Annotated in this window: 17 protein-coding genes; 13 read left to right on the top strand and 4 right to left on the bottom strand. The window is 58.1% G+C overall.

The genetic code is table 11. The features are described from left to right. Window positions 1-34 precede the first annotated feature (34 nt). From dapF to corA, 7 genes are all read left to right on the top strand, one after another. The gene (gene dapF, locus DG357_RS21840) at window positions 35-859 is read left to right on the top strand and encodes a diaminopimelate epimerase (RefSeq protein WP_088204705.1); all 825 of its coding nucleotides are present in this window, start codon (window positions 35-37) and stop codon (window positions 857-859) included. Then, window positions 856-1,563, top strand: coding sequence for a DUF484 domain-containing protein (locus DG357_RS21835; protein ID WP_045260992.1), 708 nt, complete (start codon window positions 856-858; stop codon window positions 1,561-1,563). The genes dapF and DG357_RS21835 overlap by 4 nt, the downstream gene beginning before the upstream one ends. Further along, window positions 1,560-2,462 carry a tyrosine recombinase XerC gene (gene xerC, locus DG357_RS21830; protein ID WP_088204706.1) on the top strand — a complete coding sequence of 301 codons (903 nt, stop codon included), beginning with the start codon at window positions 1,560-1,562 and terminating at the stop codon, window positions 2,460-2,462. Before DG357_RS21835 ends, xerC begins: the two co-directional genes overlap by 4 nt. Then, window positions 2,462-3,178, top strand: a complete 717-nt coding sequence (gene yigB / locus DG357_RS21825; RefSeq protein WP_028014792.1) for a 5-amino-6-(5-phospho-D-ribitylamino)uracil phosphatase YigB — start codon at window positions 2,462-2,464, stop codon at window positions 3,176-3,178. Before xerC ends, yigB begins: the two co-directional genes overlap by 1 nt. A gap of 79 nt (window positions 3,179-3,257) precedes the next feature. Continuing rightward, window positions 3,258-5,420: a DNA helicase II gene (gene uvrD / locus DG357_RS21820; protein ID WP_045631335.1), complete on the top strand. Its 2,163-nt coding sequence runs from the start codon at window positions 3,258-3,260 to the stop codon at window positions 5,418-5,420. 149 nt (window positions 5,421-5,569) lie between these two features. Further along, window positions 5,570-5,626, top strand: coding sequence for a YsgD/CorL family protein (gene ysgD / locus DG357_RS23240; RefSeq protein WP_212743980.1), 57 nt, complete (start codon window positions 5,570-5,572; stop codon window positions 5,624-5,626). Between the two features lie 150 nt (window positions 5,627-5,776). Then, window positions 5,777-6,727, top strand: coding sequence for a magnesium/cobalt transporter CorA (corA, locus tag DG357_RS21815; RefSeq protein WP_008501540.1), 951 nt, complete (start codon window positions 5,777-5,779; stop codon window positions 6,725-6,727). A 42-nt stretch (window positions 6,728-6,769) separates the two neighbouring features. Here the strand turns inward: corA and rarD are convergent, their stop codons facing one another. Further along, a complete protein-coding gene (rarD, locus tag DG357_RS21810; protein WP_048959726.1) occupies window positions 6,770-7,666 on the bottom strand; it encodes an EamA family transporter RarD in 897 nt (298 codons plus the stop codon). Between the two features lie 51 nt (window positions 7,667-7,717). Beyond that, entirely contained in the window at window positions 7,718-8,185 is a 468-nt protein-coding gene (gene yigI, locus DG357_RS21805) for an acyl-CoA thioesterase YigI (protein ID WP_028014789.1), read from the bottom strand. Between the two features lie 162 nt (window positions 8,186-8,347). Between yigI and pldA the strand changes: the two genes are divergently transcribed. The 3 genes from pldA (at window position 8,348) to rhtC (ending at window position 11,819) form a co-directional block, all read left to right on the top strand. After that, on the top strand, window positions 8,348-9,217 hold the full coding sequence (pldA, locus tag DG357_RS21800; RefSeq protein ID WP_047362648.1) for a phospholipase A: 870 nt from the start codon (window positions 8,348-8,350) through the stop codon (window positions 9,215-9,217). A gap of 90 nt (window positions 9,218-9,307) precedes the next feature. After that, window positions 9,308-11,137, top strand: a complete 1,830-nt coding sequence (recQ, locus tag DG357_RS21795; protein ID WP_047362647.1) for an ATP-dependent DNA helicase RecQ — start codon at window positions 9,308-9,310, stop codon at window positions 11,135-11,137. 61 nt (window positions 11,138-11,198) lie between these two features. Further along, complete coding sequence (gene rhtC / locus DG357_RS21790; RefSeq protein WP_010426287.1) at window positions 11,199-11,819, top strand: threonine export protein RhtC; 621 nt, start codon at window positions 11,199-11,201, stop codon at window positions 11,817-11,819. Here the strand turns inward: rhtC and rhtB are convergent. Further along, on the bottom strand, window positions 11,816-12,436 hold the full coding sequence (rhtB, locus tag DG357_RS21785) for a homoserine/homoserine lactone efflux protein (protein ID WP_028014786.1): 621 nt from the start codon (window positions 12,434-12,436) through the stop codon (window positions 11,816-11,818). The two genes, rhtC and rhtB, sit on opposite strands and share 4 nt — an antisense overlap. Before the next feature lie 111 nt (window positions 12,437-12,547). Between rhtB and pldB the strand changes: the two genes are divergently transcribed. The 3 genes from pldB to DG357_RS21770 all read left to right on the top strand — a co-directional run bounded on the left by pldB (window position 12,548) and on the right by DG357_RS21770 (window position 15,348). Then, window positions 12,548-13,540: a lysophospholipase L2 gene (gene pldB / locus DG357_RS21780; RefSeq protein WP_041911835.1), complete on the top strand. Its 993-nt coding sequence runs from the start codon at window positions 12,548-12,550 to the stop codon at window positions 13,538-13,540. A 25-nt stretch (window positions 13,541-13,565) separates the two neighbouring features. Further along, a complete protein-coding gene (gene yigL, locus DG357_RS21775) occupies window positions 13,566-14,366 on the top strand; it encodes a sugar/pyridoxal phosphate phosphatase YigL (RefSeq protein WP_028014784.1) in 801 nt (266 codons plus the stop codon). An 82-nt stretch (window positions 14,367-14,448) separates the two neighbouring features. Continuing rightward, window positions 14,449-15,348: a carboxylate/amino acid/amine transporter gene (locus DG357_RS21770; protein ID WP_032644934.1), complete on the top strand. Its 900-nt coding sequence runs from the start codon at window positions 14,449-14,451 to the stop codon at window positions 15,346-15,348. On the opposite strand, the gene metR is transcribed toward DG357_RS21770, so the two are convergent. Then, window positions 15,236-16,189, bottom strand: coding sequence for an HTH-type transcriptional regulator MetR (gene metR / locus DG357_RS21765; protein ID WP_028014783.1), 954 nt, complete (start codon window positions 16,187-16,189; stop codon window positions 15,236-15,238). The genes DG357_RS21770 and metR overlap by 113 nt on opposite strands. Between the last annotated feature and the right edge of the window lie 16 nt (window positions 16,190-16,205).

Below are 16,205 nucleotides of genomic sequence, written 5' to 3'. Positions count from 1 at the left end.
GACAACGTTCTGTACCCGCGCAATGGAGCAAATGATGCAGTTCTCTAAAATGCATGGCCTTGGCAACGATTTTATGGTCGTCGACGCGGTAACGCAGAATGTGTTTTTCTCCCCGGAACTGATCCGCCGCCTGGCGGATCGGCACGTGGGCGTGGGGTTCGATCAGCTGCTGGTGGTTGAGCCGCCCTACGATCCTGACCTCGATTTCCACTACCGTATTTTCAACGCTGACGGCAGTGAGGTTAACCAGTGCGGCAATGGCGCGCGCTGTTTCGCCCGCTTTGTCCGCCTGAAAGGGCTCACCAATAAGCGCGATATCCGCGTCAGTACCGCCAACGGTCGTATGGTGCTAAGCGTTACCGACGATGAGCTGGTGCGCGTCAATATGGGCGAGCCTAACTTCGAGCCTTCCGCCGTGCCGTTTCGCGCAAACAAAGCGGAAAAGACCTATATTATGCGGGCGGCCGAGCAGACAGTATTGTGCGGCGTTGTCTCGATGGGTAACCCGCACTGCGTGATTCAGGTGGATGACGTGGAAACTGCGGCGGTTGAAACGCTCGGTCCGGTGCTGGAGAGCCACGAGCGGTTCCCGGAGCGGGCGAACATCGGCTTTATGCAGGTGGTGAAGCGTGAACACATCCGTCTGCGGGTTTACGAGCGCGGCGCGGGCGAAACCCAGGCCTGCGGAAGCGGCGCCTGTGCGGCGGTGGCCGTCGGTATCTCCCAGGGGTTACTGGCAGAAGAGGTTCGCGTGGAATTACCGGGCGGTCGTCTTGATATCGCCTGGAAAGGAGCGGGTCATTCACTGTACATGACTGGCCCGGCGACACATGTTTATGACGGGTTTATCCATCTATGAAACAACCAGGGGAAGAACTGCAGGAAACAGTGACGGAACTGGACGACAGCGCTGTTGTTGATTATCTGCTGAACAATCCTGAGTTTTTTATTCGCAATGCACGCGTCGTCGAACGAATGCGCGTGCCGCATCCGGTTCGCGGGACCGTGTCGCTGGTCGAATGGCACATGGCGCGCGCGCGTAACCACATCAACCAACTCGAAGAGAACATGACGCTGTTGATGGAGCAGGCCAGCACCAACGAAAGCCTGTTCTATCGCCTTCTGCACCTGCAGGCGCGTCTGGCCTCGGCGCACAGCCTTGAAGAGTTTCTCAGCCGCTTCCACCGCTGGGCGCGCGAGCTGGGGCTGGCGGGCGCAACGATTCGTCTGTTCCCTGATCGCTGGCGCATTGGCGCACCGTCGGGGTTCACCCATCTGGCGCTCAGCCGTCAGGCGTTTGAGCCGCTGCGCATTCAGCGCCTGGGCCATGAGCATCACTATCTGGGGCCGCTGAACGGACCTGAGCTGCTGGTAGTGCTGCCGGAAGCCAAAGCGATTGGCTCGGTGGCGATGTCGCTGATGGGACGCGATGGCGACCTGGGGGTCATATTATTTACCAGCCGCGACGCGCACCACTATGAGCAGGGGCAAGCCACGCACCTGCTGCAGGAGATCGCCCTGATGCTGCCTGAGCTGCTGGAGCGCTGGATTGAACGCGTATGACGGACGGACTGCTCGCCACTGACGTCTCGCGGTTTCTGCGCTTTCTCGGCGTGGAACGTCAGCTCAGCCCCATTACGCTGCTTAACTATCAGCGTCAGCTTGATGCCATCATGCAGATTGCCGAAGAAATCGGCCTGAAAAGCTGGCAACAATGTGACGCCGCCACGGTACGCGGGTTCGTCGTGCGTAGCCGTAAAAAAAATCTTAGCCCGGCGAGCCTTGCGCTCCGGCTCTCTGCCCTGCGCAGCTTTTTCGACTGGCTGGTCAGCCAGGGCAAGCTGAAAGCTAACCCGGCAAAAGGGATCGCCACGCCAAAAGCCCCGCGCCATCTGCCGAAAAATATTGACGTCGACGACGTAAACCGCCTGCTGGATATCGATCTGAACGATCCGCTGGCCGTGCGCGACCGCGCGATGCTGGAGGTGATGTACGGCGCGGGCCTGCGTCTCTCCGAACTGGTGAACCTCGACTTAAAGCATCTCGATCTGGAATCCGGCGAAGTGTGGGTGATGGGCAAGGGCAGCAAAGAGCGCCGCCTGCCGATTGGCCGCAACGCCGTGTCCTGGATTGAGCACTGGCTGGATCTGCGCGGCCTGTTTGGCGCGGAAGAGGATGCGCTGTTTTTATCAAAGCTCGGCAAGCGGATCTCCGCGCGTAACGTGCAGAAGCGCTTTGCGGAGTGGGGCATCAAGCAGGGGCTGAACAGCCACGTGCATCCCCACAAGCTGCGCCACTCCTTTGCGACACACATGCTGGAATCGAGCGGCGATCTGCGCGGCGTACAGGAACTGCTTGGCCACGCGAATCTGTCGACCACTCAAATCTACACCCACTTAGACTTCCAACACCTTGCCTCGGTGTATGACGCGGCGCATCCACGCGCCAAACGGGGGAAATAATGCGTTTTTACCGCCCACTCGGTCAGATCTCAGCCCTGACGTTTGACCTTGATGACACCCTTTATGACAACCGCGAGGTGATCCTGCGTACCGAGCAGGAGTCGCTGGCGTTTGTGCAGAACTACCATCCCGCGCTGAAGGCGATGCAGAATAAGGACTTCCAGAAGCTGCGCCAGTCCCTGCGAGAGACCGAGCCGGACATTTACCACGACGTGACCGAATGGCGTCGTCGCGCGGTTGAGCAGGCGATGCTGAACGCGGGTCTGAGCGCACAGGATGCCGCCGTCGGTGCCGAAGCGGCAATGGAAAACTTCGCCAAATGGCGTAGCCGCATCGACGTGCCGCAGGAAACCCACGACACGCTGGCGAAGCTTGCCGAAAAGTGGCCGCTGGTGGCCATCACCAACGGCAATGCCCAGCCGGAGCTGTTTGGCCTCAGCGATTATTTTGAATTCGTGCTGCGCGCGGGTCCGCACGGGCGCGCGAAGCCGTTCAGCGACATGTACCATCTGGCAGCGGAGAAGCTTAACCTGCCGCTGGGTGAGATCCTGCACGTGGGCGATGACCTGACCACCGACGTGGCGGGTGCCATCCGCTGCGGCATGCAGGCCTGCTGGATCAAGCCAGAAAATGCGGAGCTGATGACCGCAACAGACAGCCGTCTTCTGCCGCACGTGGAAATTTCGCGGTTGGCATCCCTCACGACGCTGATATAATCATCAATTGTTCTGTATAAATTAACAGGGTTTTGGCGAGTGGAAACATTTGCCTGCCCGACATGACGTGACGGTGCCAATGGACGTTTCTTACCTGCTCGACAGCCTTAATGACAAACAGCGTGACGCGGTTGCCGCCTCGCGCACCAACCTGCTGGTTCTGGCTGGGGCGGGGAGTGGTAAGACACGCGTGCTGGTTCACCGTATCGCCTGGCTGCAGAGCGTGGAAAACTGCTCACCATACTCGATTATGGCCGTGACGTTTACCAACAAGGCGGCGGCGGAGATGCGTCACCGTATCGCCCAGCTGATGGGCACCAGCCAGGGCGGCATGTGGGTTGGCACCTTCCACGGCCTGGCGCACCGTCTGCTGCGCGCGCACCATATGGACGCTAACCTGCCGCAGGATTTCCAGATCCTCGACAGCGAAGATCAGCTCCGCCTGCTGAAGCGCCTGATCAAGGCGATGAACCTCGACGAGAAGCAGTGGCCACCGCGTCAGGCGATGTGGTACATCAACGGTCAGAAAGATGAAGGGCTGCGTCCGCACCACATCCAGAGCTTCGGTAACCCGGTCGAGCAGACCTGGCAGAACGTCTATAAGGCCTATCAGGAAGCGTGCGACCGCGCCGGCCTGGTGGATTTCGCCGAGCTGCTGCTGCGCGCCCACGAGCTGTGGCTCAACAAACCGCATATCCTGCAGCACTACCGCGAACGCTTCACCAACATCCTGGTTGACGAATTCCAGGATACCAACAACATCCAGTACGCGTGGATCCGCCTGCTGGCCGGAGATACCGGCAAGGTGATGATCGTGGGCGATGACGACCAGTCGATCTACGGCTGGCGCGGCGCGCAGGTGGAGAACATCCAGCGCTTCCTCAACGATTTTCCCGGCGCGGAAACCATCCGTCTGGAGCAGAACTACCGCTCAACCAGCAACATCCTGAGCGCGGCCAACGCCCTGATTGAGAACAACAACGGGCGTCTGGGCAAAAAGCTGTGGACCGACGGCGTCGACGGCGAACCGATCTCGATTTACTGCGCCTTCAACGAGCTCGACGAAGCCCGCTTCGTGGTGAACCGCATCAAAACCTGGCAGGACAACGGCGGCGCGCTGGAGCAGTGCGCCATTCTCTACCGCAGCAACGCCCAGTCGCGCGTGCTGGAAGAGGCGCTTCTGCAGGTGAGCATGCCGTACCGCATTTACGGCGGCATGCGATTCTTCGAACGTCAGGAGATCAAAGATGCGCTTTCGTATCTGCGCCTGATCGCCAACCGCAACGACGACGCGGCGTTTGAGCGCGTGGTGAACACGCCGACCCGCGGGATTGGCGACCGTACGCTGGACGTGGTGCGTCAGGCCTCGCGCGATCGCCAGTTGACGCTGTGGCAGGCGTGCCGCGAGCTGCTGCAGGAAAAAGCCCTCGCCGGACGCGCCGCCAGCGCGCTCCAGCGCTTCCTGGAATTAATTGATGCCCTGGCGCAGGAAACCGCCGACATGCCGCTGCACGTGCAGACCGACCGGGTGATTAAAGACTCCGGGCTGCGTACCATGTACGAGCAGGAAAAAGGCGAAAAGGGGCAGACCCGTATAGAGAACTTAGAGGAACTGGTCACGGCAACGCGCCAGTTCAGCTACAACGAAGAAGACGAAGACCTGATGCCGCTGCAGGCGTTCCTCTCTCACGCCGCGCTGGAAGCGGGTGAAGGGCAGGCGGACACCTGGCAGGACGCGGTTCAGCTGATGACCCTGCACTCCGCCAAAGGTCTGGAGTTCCCGCAGGTGTTTATCGTCGGCATGGAAGAGGGCATGTTCCCAAGCCAGATGTCGCTCGATGAAGGCGGGCGTCTGGAAGAAGAACGTCGTCTGGCTTACGTGGGTGTGACGCGAGCGATGCAGAAGCTGACGCTAACCTACGCTGAAACCCGCCGCCTGTACGGTAAAGAGGTCTATCACCGTCCGTCGCGCTTTATCGGTGAACTGCCGGAAGAGTGCGTGGAAGAGGTGCGTCTGCGCGCCAGCATCAGCCGTCCGGTTAGCCATCCGCGCATGGGCTCGCCGATCTCTGAAACCGACACCGGCTACAAGCTGGGCCAGCGCGTGCGCCATTCGAAGTTTGGCGAAGGTACCATTGTGAATCTGGAAGGCAGCGGCGAGCACAGCCGCCTGCAGGTCGCGTTCCAGGGGCAGGGGATCAAATGGCTGGTGGCGGCCTACGCGAAGCTGGAAACAGTCTAACATTCAGAAAAATATCATTATTTTGTAATAATCTGCTAGCCTTATAAGTTGAAGGTCAATTAATGCCCTTCAGCGTTCCGTTGCGTGTTGACGCCACAGTTACTGCTGGCGTAACATGCGCGCACGATTACGCTAAGAGGACATTCGCCTTGGACACACCCAGTAGATACTGGCTCAATTCCCTGTCATCCAGGAACAACTCCTAAGGCTATCTCCTCATGCTGATGGCCTTAGTGGTTGTCAGCGACTGCATTATTCCCGTCGCGCTGAGTCAGGCTGTTTAATGGTCTGAAACCCAATTTGTTTCTGTGTGCCCACCGAACTGTCCGATATTTTTTGCATTGGGAGTCCCGGTCATGTTGAGCGCATTTCAACTCGAAAATAACCGACTGACTCGGCTTGAAGCCGAAGAGTCACAGCCCCTCATTGATGCCGTATGGGTGGATCTGGTCGAGCCGGACGACGATGAACGCCTTCGCGTACAATCTGAGCTGGGGCAAAGCCTGGCAACCCGCCCGGAACTGGAAGACATCGAAGCCTCCGCGCGTTTCTTTGAAGATGAAGACGGCCTGCACATTCACTCCTTCTTCTTCTTTGAAGATGCGGAAGATCACGCGGGCAACTCCACCGTGGCGTTTACCATTCGCGACGGTCGTCTGTTTACTCTGCGTGAACGCGAACTGCCGGCATTCCGTCTCTACCGCATGCGCGCCCGCAGCCAGGCGATGGTGGACGGCAACGCTTACGAGCTGCTGCTCGATCTGTTCGAAACTAAAATTGAACAGCTGGCGGACGAAATTGAAAACATCTACAGCGATCTGGAAAAGCTGAGCCGCGTGATCATGGAAGGCCATCAGGGGGATGAGTACGACGAAGCGCTTTCGACGCTGGCAGAGCTGGAAGATATCGGCTGGAAGGTGCGTTTGTGTCTGATGGATACCCAGCGCGCGCTGAACTTCCTGGTGCGCAAGGCGCGTCTGCCGGGCGGTCAGCTGGAGCAGGCGCGTGAGATCTTACGCGATATCGAATCCCTGCTGCCGCACAACGAATCTCTGTTCCAGAAGGTGAACTTCCTGATGCAGGCGGCGATGGGCTTTATCAACATCGAGCAGAACCGCATCATCAAGATCTTCTCGGTAGTGTCCGTGGTGTTCCTGCCGCCGACGCTGGTGGCGTCCAGCTACGGGATGAACTTCGAGTTTATGCCGGAGCTGAAGTGGAGCTTTGGCTACCCGGGGGCGATTATCTTTATGATCCTCGCCGGGCTGGCACCGTATCTGTACTTTAAGCGTCGGAACTGGCTGTAAAATCTGGCGGGTGGCGCTGCGCTTACCCGCCCTACAAAACACCTACATTCCTCTGCGGGTTCTGCGCTGGGTATAAATCGCATCGGCGACGAAAATCGCCAGCGCCACCCAGATAAAGGCAAAGGTCACCATCTTATCCGCACCCGGCACTTCGCCGTAAAACACCACCGCCAGCAGGAACATCAGCGTCGGGCCAATGTACTGGAAGAAGCCCAGCGTGGAGAGGCGCAGGCGCGTTGCCGCACCGGTGAAGCACAGCAGCGGAATGGTGGTCACTACGCCCGCCGCCATCAGCATCAGGTTCAGCGACCACGGGTTGCTGCCCATATGGCTGGTGGCGCTGTCGGCGATACCGAACAGATAGATCGCCGCCACCGGCAGCAGCCACAGGGTTTCAAACAGCATCCCGGTTTGCGCTTCCACCGCAATTTTCTTACGTACCAGGCCGTAAAAAGCAAAGCTGAACGCCAGACCGAGGGCGATAACCGGCAGCGAGCCAAACGTCCACAGCTGCACCAGCACGCCGCAGAAGGCGAGAATCACCGCCACCCACTGCATCCGGCGGAAGCGTTCGCCGAGGAAAATCATCCCCAGCACGATATTCACCAGCGGGTTAATGAAGTACCCCAGGCTCGCTTCGAGCATGTGGTGGTTATTCACCGCCCAGATAAACAGCAGCCAGTTGCCGCCGATCAGCACCGCAGAAAGCGCCAGCAGGAAGACCTTTTTAGGGGTTTGCAGCAGCGTTTTAACGCCGGACCACTGACGGCTGATGCTCATCAGCGCGATCATGAAGAAAAACGACCAGATGACGCGGTGAGTGAGGATCTCGTCGGCCGGAACATAGGCGATAAATTTGAAATACGCCGGGGCGATACCCCAAATAAAATAAGCGGCAAGGGCGAGTAAAACGCCCTGCCGCGTCTGTTTAGCATCCATCGGGAAAATCCGTTACAAAAAAGTGAATCAATTTTACCCGAATTTGCCGCCTCAACCCACCATATAAGTGGCGGTTGCGCTGGCGATATAAACCTGCTCCTCGTTATGCAGCTCAACGCGGGCAACGGCAACTTTATTCCCGGCACGCAGCAGGCTGCTGGTGCAGGTAAAGCGGTTTCCGCGCCCCGGGCGAAGATAGTCGACGCGTAAATCAATGGTGCCCATGCGCGCCAGACGCTGGCGGAGTTCATCTTCGTTGATGGTGTCATGGCGCGTCAGCGTACTGCCCACGCAGACCAGGCCTGCCGCCACGTCCAGCGCGGAGGCAATCACCCCGCCGTGCAGAATACTTTGTGCCCAGTTACCCACCATCATCGGCTGGTTGTTGAAACTCAGCTGGGCAAACTCTTTCTCATAACGCTCCAGCTCAAGACCCAGCGCACGGTTAAACGGCATATGGTAAACAAAAATCTCGCCCACGAGTTTTAACACTTCTTCGGCGGTAAGCATGGCTGACATGAGACATTACATCCTTATTGTTAATGAAATGTTGATTTTATGCTTCAGCAATAAGGAATTCCACTTTCAGAAACGAGGATGCAGCAGTTATCGCAGAAGTCTGTAGAATGTTCGCCTCATAACTATTCAGGTAATTTTACTCTTTGCAGGAGAACACCACCGATGCGGACGTATCTGGCCTGGTTACTGGCGGCGGTTGCGCTGCCCCTCACAGCATATGCGCAGGAAGCGACGATTAAAGAAGTCCATGATAAACCTGCCGTTAAGGGCAGCATTATCGCCAATATGCTGCAGGAGCATGACAATCCGTTCACGCTCTACCCGTATGACACGAACTACGTGATTTATACCCAAACCAGCGATCTCAACAAAGAAGCGATAAGCTCCTATAACTGGTCTGATAATGCGCGTAAGGATGAGGTGAAGTTCCAGCTTAGCCTCGCGTTCCCGTTCTGGCGCGGTATTCTGGGGCCAAACTCAGTGCTCGGCGCGTCTTATACGCAGAAATCCTGGTGGCAGCTCTCCAACAGCGGGGAATCTTCACCGTTCCGTGAAACCAACTATGAGCCGCAGCTTTTCCTCGGCTTCGCAACGGATTATGAATTTGCTGGCTGGACGCTGCGCGACGTCGAAGTGGGCTTTAACCATGATTCTAACGGACGTTCCGATCCAACCTCGCGTAGCTGGAACCGCGCCTATACGCGCCTGATGGCGCAGAACGGTAACTGGATGGTGGAAGTGAAGCCGTGGTATGTGCTCGGCAGCACCGATGACAACCCGGATATCACCAAATATATGGGCTACTACCAGCTCAAAGTTGGCTACCAGTTAGGTGAAGCCGTGCTGAGCGCGAAGGGGCAGTACAACTGGAACACCGGCTACGGCGGTGCGGAGCTCGGTCTGAGCTACCCGGTGACGAAGCACGTGCGTCTCTATACCCAGGTGTACAGCGGCTACGGCGAGTCGCTGATCGACTACAACTTCAATCAGACTCGCGTTGGCGTGGGCGTAATGCTGAACGATATTCTCTAAGCTGCTCGAATGTTTTTGCGTTAAACGTTGAAGTTTCTCTCTCAGGCGCTGAAAATAGCGCCTGTTTTATTTTTCGCATATGGGGTTAACGTGGCGCAGGCGGAAGTATTGAATCAGGAGTCGCTGGCTAAACAGGTTTTGCATGAAACCTTTGGCTACCAGCAGTTCCGCCCTGGCCAGGAAACCATCATTGAAACGGTGCTGGAAGGCCGAGACTGCCTGGTGGTGATGCCGACCGGCGGCGGTAAATCCCTCTGTTATCAGGTGCCCGCGCTGGTGCTTAACGGCCTGACGGTCGTGGTATCGCCTCTCATTTCCCTGATGAAAGACCAGGTCGACCAGCTGCTCGCCAACGGCGTGGCGGCGGCCTGCCTGAACTCGACGCAAACCCGCGAGCAGCAGCAAGAGGTGATGGCCGGGTGCCGCACCGGGCAGATCCGCCTGCTGTATATCGCGCCGGAACGCCTGATGCTGGACAACTTCCTCGATCACCTGGCGCACTGGAACCTGGTTCTGCTGGCGGTGGATGAAGCGCACTGTATCTCCCAGTGGGGACACGATTTCCGTCCGGAATACGCTGCCCTCGGCCAGCTGCGTCAGCGCTTCCCCGAGCTGCCGTTTATGGCGCTTACCGCCACGGCGGATGACACCACGCGCCTGGATATCGTTCGCCTGCTGGGGCTGAACGACCCGTATATTCAGGTCAGCAGCTTCGACCGCCCGAACATCCGCTACATGCTGATGGAAAAATTCAAGCCGCTGGACCAGCTCCTGCGCTACGTTCAGGAGCAGCGCGGCAAGTCCGGTATCATCTACTGCAACAGCCGTGCGAAGGTGGAAGACACCGCCGCGCGTCTGCAAAATCGCGGCTTTAGCGCCGCGGCCTATCACGCCGGGCTGGAAAACCATATCCGCGCCGACGTGCAGGAGAAATTCCAGCGCGACGACCTGCAAATCGTGGTCGCGACGGTGGCGTTCGGGATGGGCATCAACAAGCCGAACGTGCGCTTTGTAGTGCACTTCGACATTCCGCGCAATATCGAATCCTACTATCAGGAGACCGGCCGCGCCGGCCGTGACGGCCTGCCTGCGGAAGCGATGCTGTTTTACGATCCGGCCGATATGGCGTGGCTGCGCCGTTGTCTGGAAGAGAAGCCGCAGGGACAACTCCAGGACATCGAGCGCCACAAGCTCAACGCGATGGGTGCCTTCGCTGAAGCGCAAACCTGCCGCCGTCTGGTGCTGCTCAACTACTTTGGTGAAGGGCGACAGGAGCCGTGCGGCAACTGCGATATCTGCCTCGATCCGCCAAAGCAGTACGATGGGCTGATGGACGCGCGCAAAGCGCTCTCGACCATTTACCGCGTGAATCAACGCTTCGGGATGGGCTACGTGGTGGAAGTGCTGCGCGGTGCCAATAACCAGCGTATCCGCGACATGGGGCACGACAAGCTGCCGGTTTACGGCATCGGTAAAGACCAGAGCCACGAGCACTGGGTCAGCATTATTCGCCAGCTGATTCACCTCGGCTTTGCCACGCAGAACATTGCTCAACACTCCGCGCTACAGCTGACCGAAGCAGCGCGTCCGGTGCTGCGCGGTGATGTTGAGCTCAAGCTCGCCGTGCCGCGCGTGGTTGCCCTCAAGCCGCGCGTGATGCAGAAATCCTACGGCGGTAACTATGACCGCAAGCTGTTTGCCAAGCTTCGCAAGCTGCGTAAAGCTATCGCTGACGAAGAGAACATCCCGCCATACGTGGTGTTCAACGACGCGACGCTGATTGAGATGGCGGAACAGATGCCGCTCAGCGCCAGCGAGATGCTCAGCGTCAACGGCGTCGGCACGCGCAAGCTGGAGCGCTTTGGTAAAGAGTTTATGGCGCTTATCCGCTCTCACGCCGATGGTGATGATGAGGAGTAGTCAGACGGGCGAAAAAGTGCCAGGATGATGACTCACTGAATTATTTCCCCGCGAGCTAATTATGTTAATGCTATTTCTCACCGTGGCGTTAGTGCACATCGTTGCGCTGATGAGCCCTGGACCAGACTTTTTCTTCGTGTCGCAAACTGCCGTCAGCCGCTCCCGCAAAGAAGCGATGATGGGCGTGCTCGGTATTACCATGGGCGTTATGGTCTGGGCGGCGGTCGCGCTGCTCGGTCTGAACCTGATCCTGGCGAAGATGGCGTGGCTGCATAACATCATTATGGTTGGCGGCGGGCTGTACCTGTGCTGGATGGGCTACCAGATGCTGCGCGGGGCGCTGAAGAAAGAAGAGAAAAAGCCAGAAGAGCCAAAGGTAGAGCTGGCAACGGGCGGCCGCAGCTTTGTAAAAGGGCTCCTGACTAACCTGGCAAACCCGAAAGCGATTATCTATTTCGGCTCCGTGTTCTCGCTGTTTGTGGGTGACAGCGTCGGCGCAGGCGCGCGCTGGGGGATCTTCCTGCTGATCGTTGTTGAGACGTTCGCCTGGTTCACTATTGTTGCCAGCCTGTTCGCCTTACCGGCGATGCGCCGCGGCTATCAGCGCATCGCGAAGTGGATCGACGGCTTTGCCGGCGCGCTGTTCGCCGGCTTCGGGATTCATCTCATTATTTCTCGCTAAGCATGACGCGCTGACGCAAGCAGCGCGCCAACCAGCATAAACAGCGAACCAAAGACTTTATTCAGGGCCTTCATCTGCTTAGGCCCTTTAATCCACGCCGCTATCCGCTGCGCCAGCGTCGCGTAACCAATCATCACGATGATATCGACGATGATGGTGGTCGCTCCCAGCACCACGTACTGCATCACCTGGGGCTGATGTGGCACGATAAACTGTGGGAACAGGGCGGCGAGGAACACAATGCTTTTCGGGTTCGTCAGGTTCACGAACACCGCGCGCTTAAACAGGTGGCCGCGCGTTTGCGTCCTGGAGAGCGTATTCAGGTCAATCGAGCCTGCCGCGCGCCACTGCTGGATACCGAGCCAAATCAGATACGCCGCACCGGCCCACTTCAGCACTTCAAACGCCAGCACCGAACGAGAGAACAGCGTCCCCAGACCAATCCCCACCAGCACAATATGAATGCCGAGCCCGGTCTGTAAACCGGCAATGGACGCCGCCGCACCGCGATAGCCGTGGTTGATGGAAGTGGTCATAGTGTTAATGGCACCAGAGCCGGGCGAAAGGCTAAGGATGATTGATGTCAGCAGGTAGGCGAACCACCACTCGAAGGTCATTTGAAACTCCCGAACCGTCTATTTTTATGCCACAATACGCTATTGTTGAGTCATTTTGTGACCAGTGACGAAAAAAAACGATATTCCCTGGATTACGTGAGTGGAAACCCAATGTTTCAGCAGAAAAAGGACTGGGAAACACGAGAAAACGCGTTTGCTGCTTTCTCAATGGGGCCGCTGACCGATTTCTGGCGGCAGCGTGAGGAAGACGAGTTTACGGGCGTAGGGGGTATCCCGGTGCGCTTCGTTCGCTTCCGCAATGAAAAAAATGACCGGGTGATCGTGGTCTGCCCCGGGCGTATCGAAAGCTACGTTAAATATGCCGAACTGGCCTACGACCTGGTCAACATGGGGTTTGACGTGCTGATCATCGACCACCGTGGGCAGGGGCTGTCCGGACGCATGCTGCCGGATACGCACCGTGGGCATGTGGATCACTTCAGCGATTACGTCGACGATTTTGCCGCGTTCTGGCAGCAGGAAGTTCAGCCCGGCCCCTGGCGCAAGCGGTACATCCTTGCGCACTCCATGGGCGGCGCCATTTCGACGCTGTTTTTGCAGCGGTATGAGCACCAGTGCGACGCCATTGCGCTCACCGCGCCGATGTACGGTATTGTCATTCGTTTTCCCGACTGGATGGTGCGCCATCTTCTCGACTGGGCTGAGGGCCATCAGCGCATTCGTGAAGGCTATGCCATCGGAACCGGACGCTGGCGCGCATTGCCGTTCGCCATCAACGTCTTAACCCACAGTCGGCAGCGCTATCGCCGCAACCTGCGCTTTTATGCCGATGAACCGCGCTTGCGCGTCGGCGGCCCGACCTGGCACTGGGTGCGTGAGGGTATTCTGGCCGGTGAGCAGGTGCTGGCAGGCGTAGGCGATGATGACACGCCGACGCTTCTGATTCAGGCGGAAGAAGAGCGTGTGGTGGATAACCGCATGCATGACCGCTATTGTGAACTGCGCGCTGCCGCCGGTCACCCTTGTGAAGGGGGTAAACCGCTGGTCATCAACGGCGCGTACCATGAGATCCTTTTTGAAAAGGACGCTATGCGCTCAGTCGCGCTTAACGCCATCGTCGAGTTTTTCGACCGGCATAACTGATTTTCTATTGAGGTTAAATTTTCCTATGTACCAGGTTGTTGCATCTGATTTAGATGGCACGCTGCTTTCCCCCGACCACACCCTGTCGCCTTATGCGAAAGAGACCTTAAAGCTTCTGACCGCCCGTGGCGTGAACTTTGTGTTCGCTACCGGCCGCCACCACGTGGACGTGGGGCAGATCCGCGATAATCTGGAGATCAAGTCGTACATGATCACCTCCAACGGTGCGCGCGTGCATGATACCGACGGCAACCTGATCTTCACCCATAACCTGGATCGCGATATTGCTGCCGATCTCTTCGGCGTGGTGCATAACAATCCGGCTATCGTCACCAACGTATACCGTGACGACGAATGGTTCATGAACCGCCACCGCCCGGATGAAATGCGTTTCTTCAAGGAAGCGGTATTCAACTACTCCCTGTATGAGCCGGGCCTGCTGGATCCAGAGGGGATCAGCAAGGTGTTCTTCACCTGCGACAGCCACGAAGAGCTGCTGCCGCTTGAGCAGGCGATCAACGCCCGCTGGGGCGATCGCGTCAACGTGAGCTTCTCCACCCTGACCTGTCTGGAAGTGATGGCGGGCGGCGTTTCTAAAGGTCACGCGCTCGAAGCGGTTGCGAAACGTCTGGGCTTCGCGCTTAAAGACTGTATCGCATTTGGCGACGGCATGAACGACGCCGAGATGCTCTCTATGGCGGGCAAAGGCTGCATCATGGAAAACGCGCACCAGCGCCTGAAGGATCTGCATCCGGAACTGGAAGTCATCGGCACCAACGCAGACAACGCGGTACCGAAATACCTGCGCAAACTGTTCCTTGAATAATCTTCATTTGGTTGTTTATTGTTCAGTTGTCAACTAAAGAGTTCGCTACAATGCCTGTCCTTCTTTCTGAGAGACAAGCATTGTGGCGCTACTCATTATCACCACTATCCTGTGGGCCTTCTCCTTTAGCCTGATTGGCGAATACCTTGCCGGTTCGGTCGACAGCTACTTCTCGGTGCTGATGCGCGTCGGGCTGGCGGCGCTGGTGTTCCTGCCGTTCCTGCGCACGCGCGGGCAATCGCTGAAAACCATTCTGCTGTACATGCTGGTGGGGGCGATGCAGCTTGGCATCATGTATCTGTTCAGCTTCCGGGCTTACGTCTACCTGTCCGTCTCCGAATTTCTGCTTTTTACCGTGCTGACGCCGCTCTATATCACGCTGATTTACGATCTGCTCAGCAGGCGCCGCCTGCGCTGGGGATATCTGCTAAGCGCCGCGCTGGCGGTTATTGGCGCGGCGATCATTCGCTACGACAAAGTGAGCGATCACTTCTGGACAGGGCTGATGTTCGTCCAGCTTGCCAACATCAGCTTTGCCATTGGTATGGTGGGCTATAAGCGCCTGATGGAAACCCGCCCGATGCCGCAGCACAACGCGTTTGCGTGGTTCTATATGGGCGCGGCGATCGTCGCGGTGGCGGCGTGGTTTATGCTCGGCAACCCGCAAAAGCTGCCGACCACCACCGTCCAGTGGAGCGTTCTGGTCTGGCTGGGCGTGGTGGCGTCGGGGCTGGGGTACTTTATGTGGAACTACGGCGCTACGCAGGTAGACGCCGGTACGCTGGGGATCATGAACAACGTGCACGTCCCGGCGGGGCTGCTGGTGAACCTTGCCATCTGGCAGGAACAGCCGCACTGGCCGAGCTTCCTTATTGGGGGGGCGGTGATCCTGGCTTCACTGTGGGTCCATCGCCGCTGGGTCGCTCCGCGCTCCGCACAAACGGAAGATGGTCGCACGCGTGGTTCCGCGCTGAGCGAATAAACGCCTCCGTAACCGGCTGACGCTGCTCGCCGTCGCGCACGGCGGCGTACAGCCGGCTCCACAGTCCTTCCCCCAGGGTTTTGGTGACCACCAGACCCTGGCGTTCAAAGCTCTCCACCACCCAGTGCGGCAGCGCCGCGATACCCATGCTGGCCGCCACCATCTGGATCAGCAGCAGGGTGTTATCCACGCTTTTCAGCTGCGGGCTGATGCCTGCCGGCTGCAGGAAATGACGCCAGATATCCAGGCGGCTGCGCTGAACCGGGTAAATCAGCAGCGTTTCTGTCGCCAGATCTTCCGGCGTAATGCGCGTTTTGGCCGCCAGCGGATGGTCCGGCGCCAGCACCAGACGCACCTCAAAATCGAACATCGGCGAATAGTGCAGGCCGCTGCGCGGCAGGATGTCGGACGTCATCACCAGATCCAGCTCGCCCTGCTGGAGCGAGGGCTGCGGGTCGAACGTCACGCCGGATTTAAAGTCCATCTCCACCTGCGGCCACTTCTGGCGAAAGTTCTCAAGCGCGGGGGTCAGCCACTGAATACAGCTGTGGCACTCAATGGCGATCCGCAGTTTGGTCTGCTGCGGCTCGTTACACGCCTGCAGCGCGCTGGCGATCTGCGGCAGTACCTGATTCGCCAGTTGAAGAAGAATTTCACCCTGCGGCGTAAAGCGCAAAGGCTGGCTCTTACGCACAAAAAGACGAAATCCGAGGCGTTGTTCCAGATCGCTGAACTGGTGAGAAAGGGCGGACTGGGTCTGGTGCAGCGTGGCCGCCGCCGCCGCGAGCGAACCGCAGTTCCGCAACGCTTGTAGCGTTTTCAGGTGTTTAATCTCGATCATGAAAGTCCTTCACTCC

Origin of the sequence: Enterobacter bugandensis, from assembly GCF_900324475.1 — a bacterium.
Taxonomy (GTDB): domain Bacteria; phylum Pseudomonadota; class Gammaproteobacteria; order Enterobacterales; family Enterobacteriaceae; genus Enterobacter; species Enterobacter bugandensis.
Note: the sequence above shows the minus strand (reverse complement) of the source record. Positions and strands in the feature narration are given on the sequence as shown.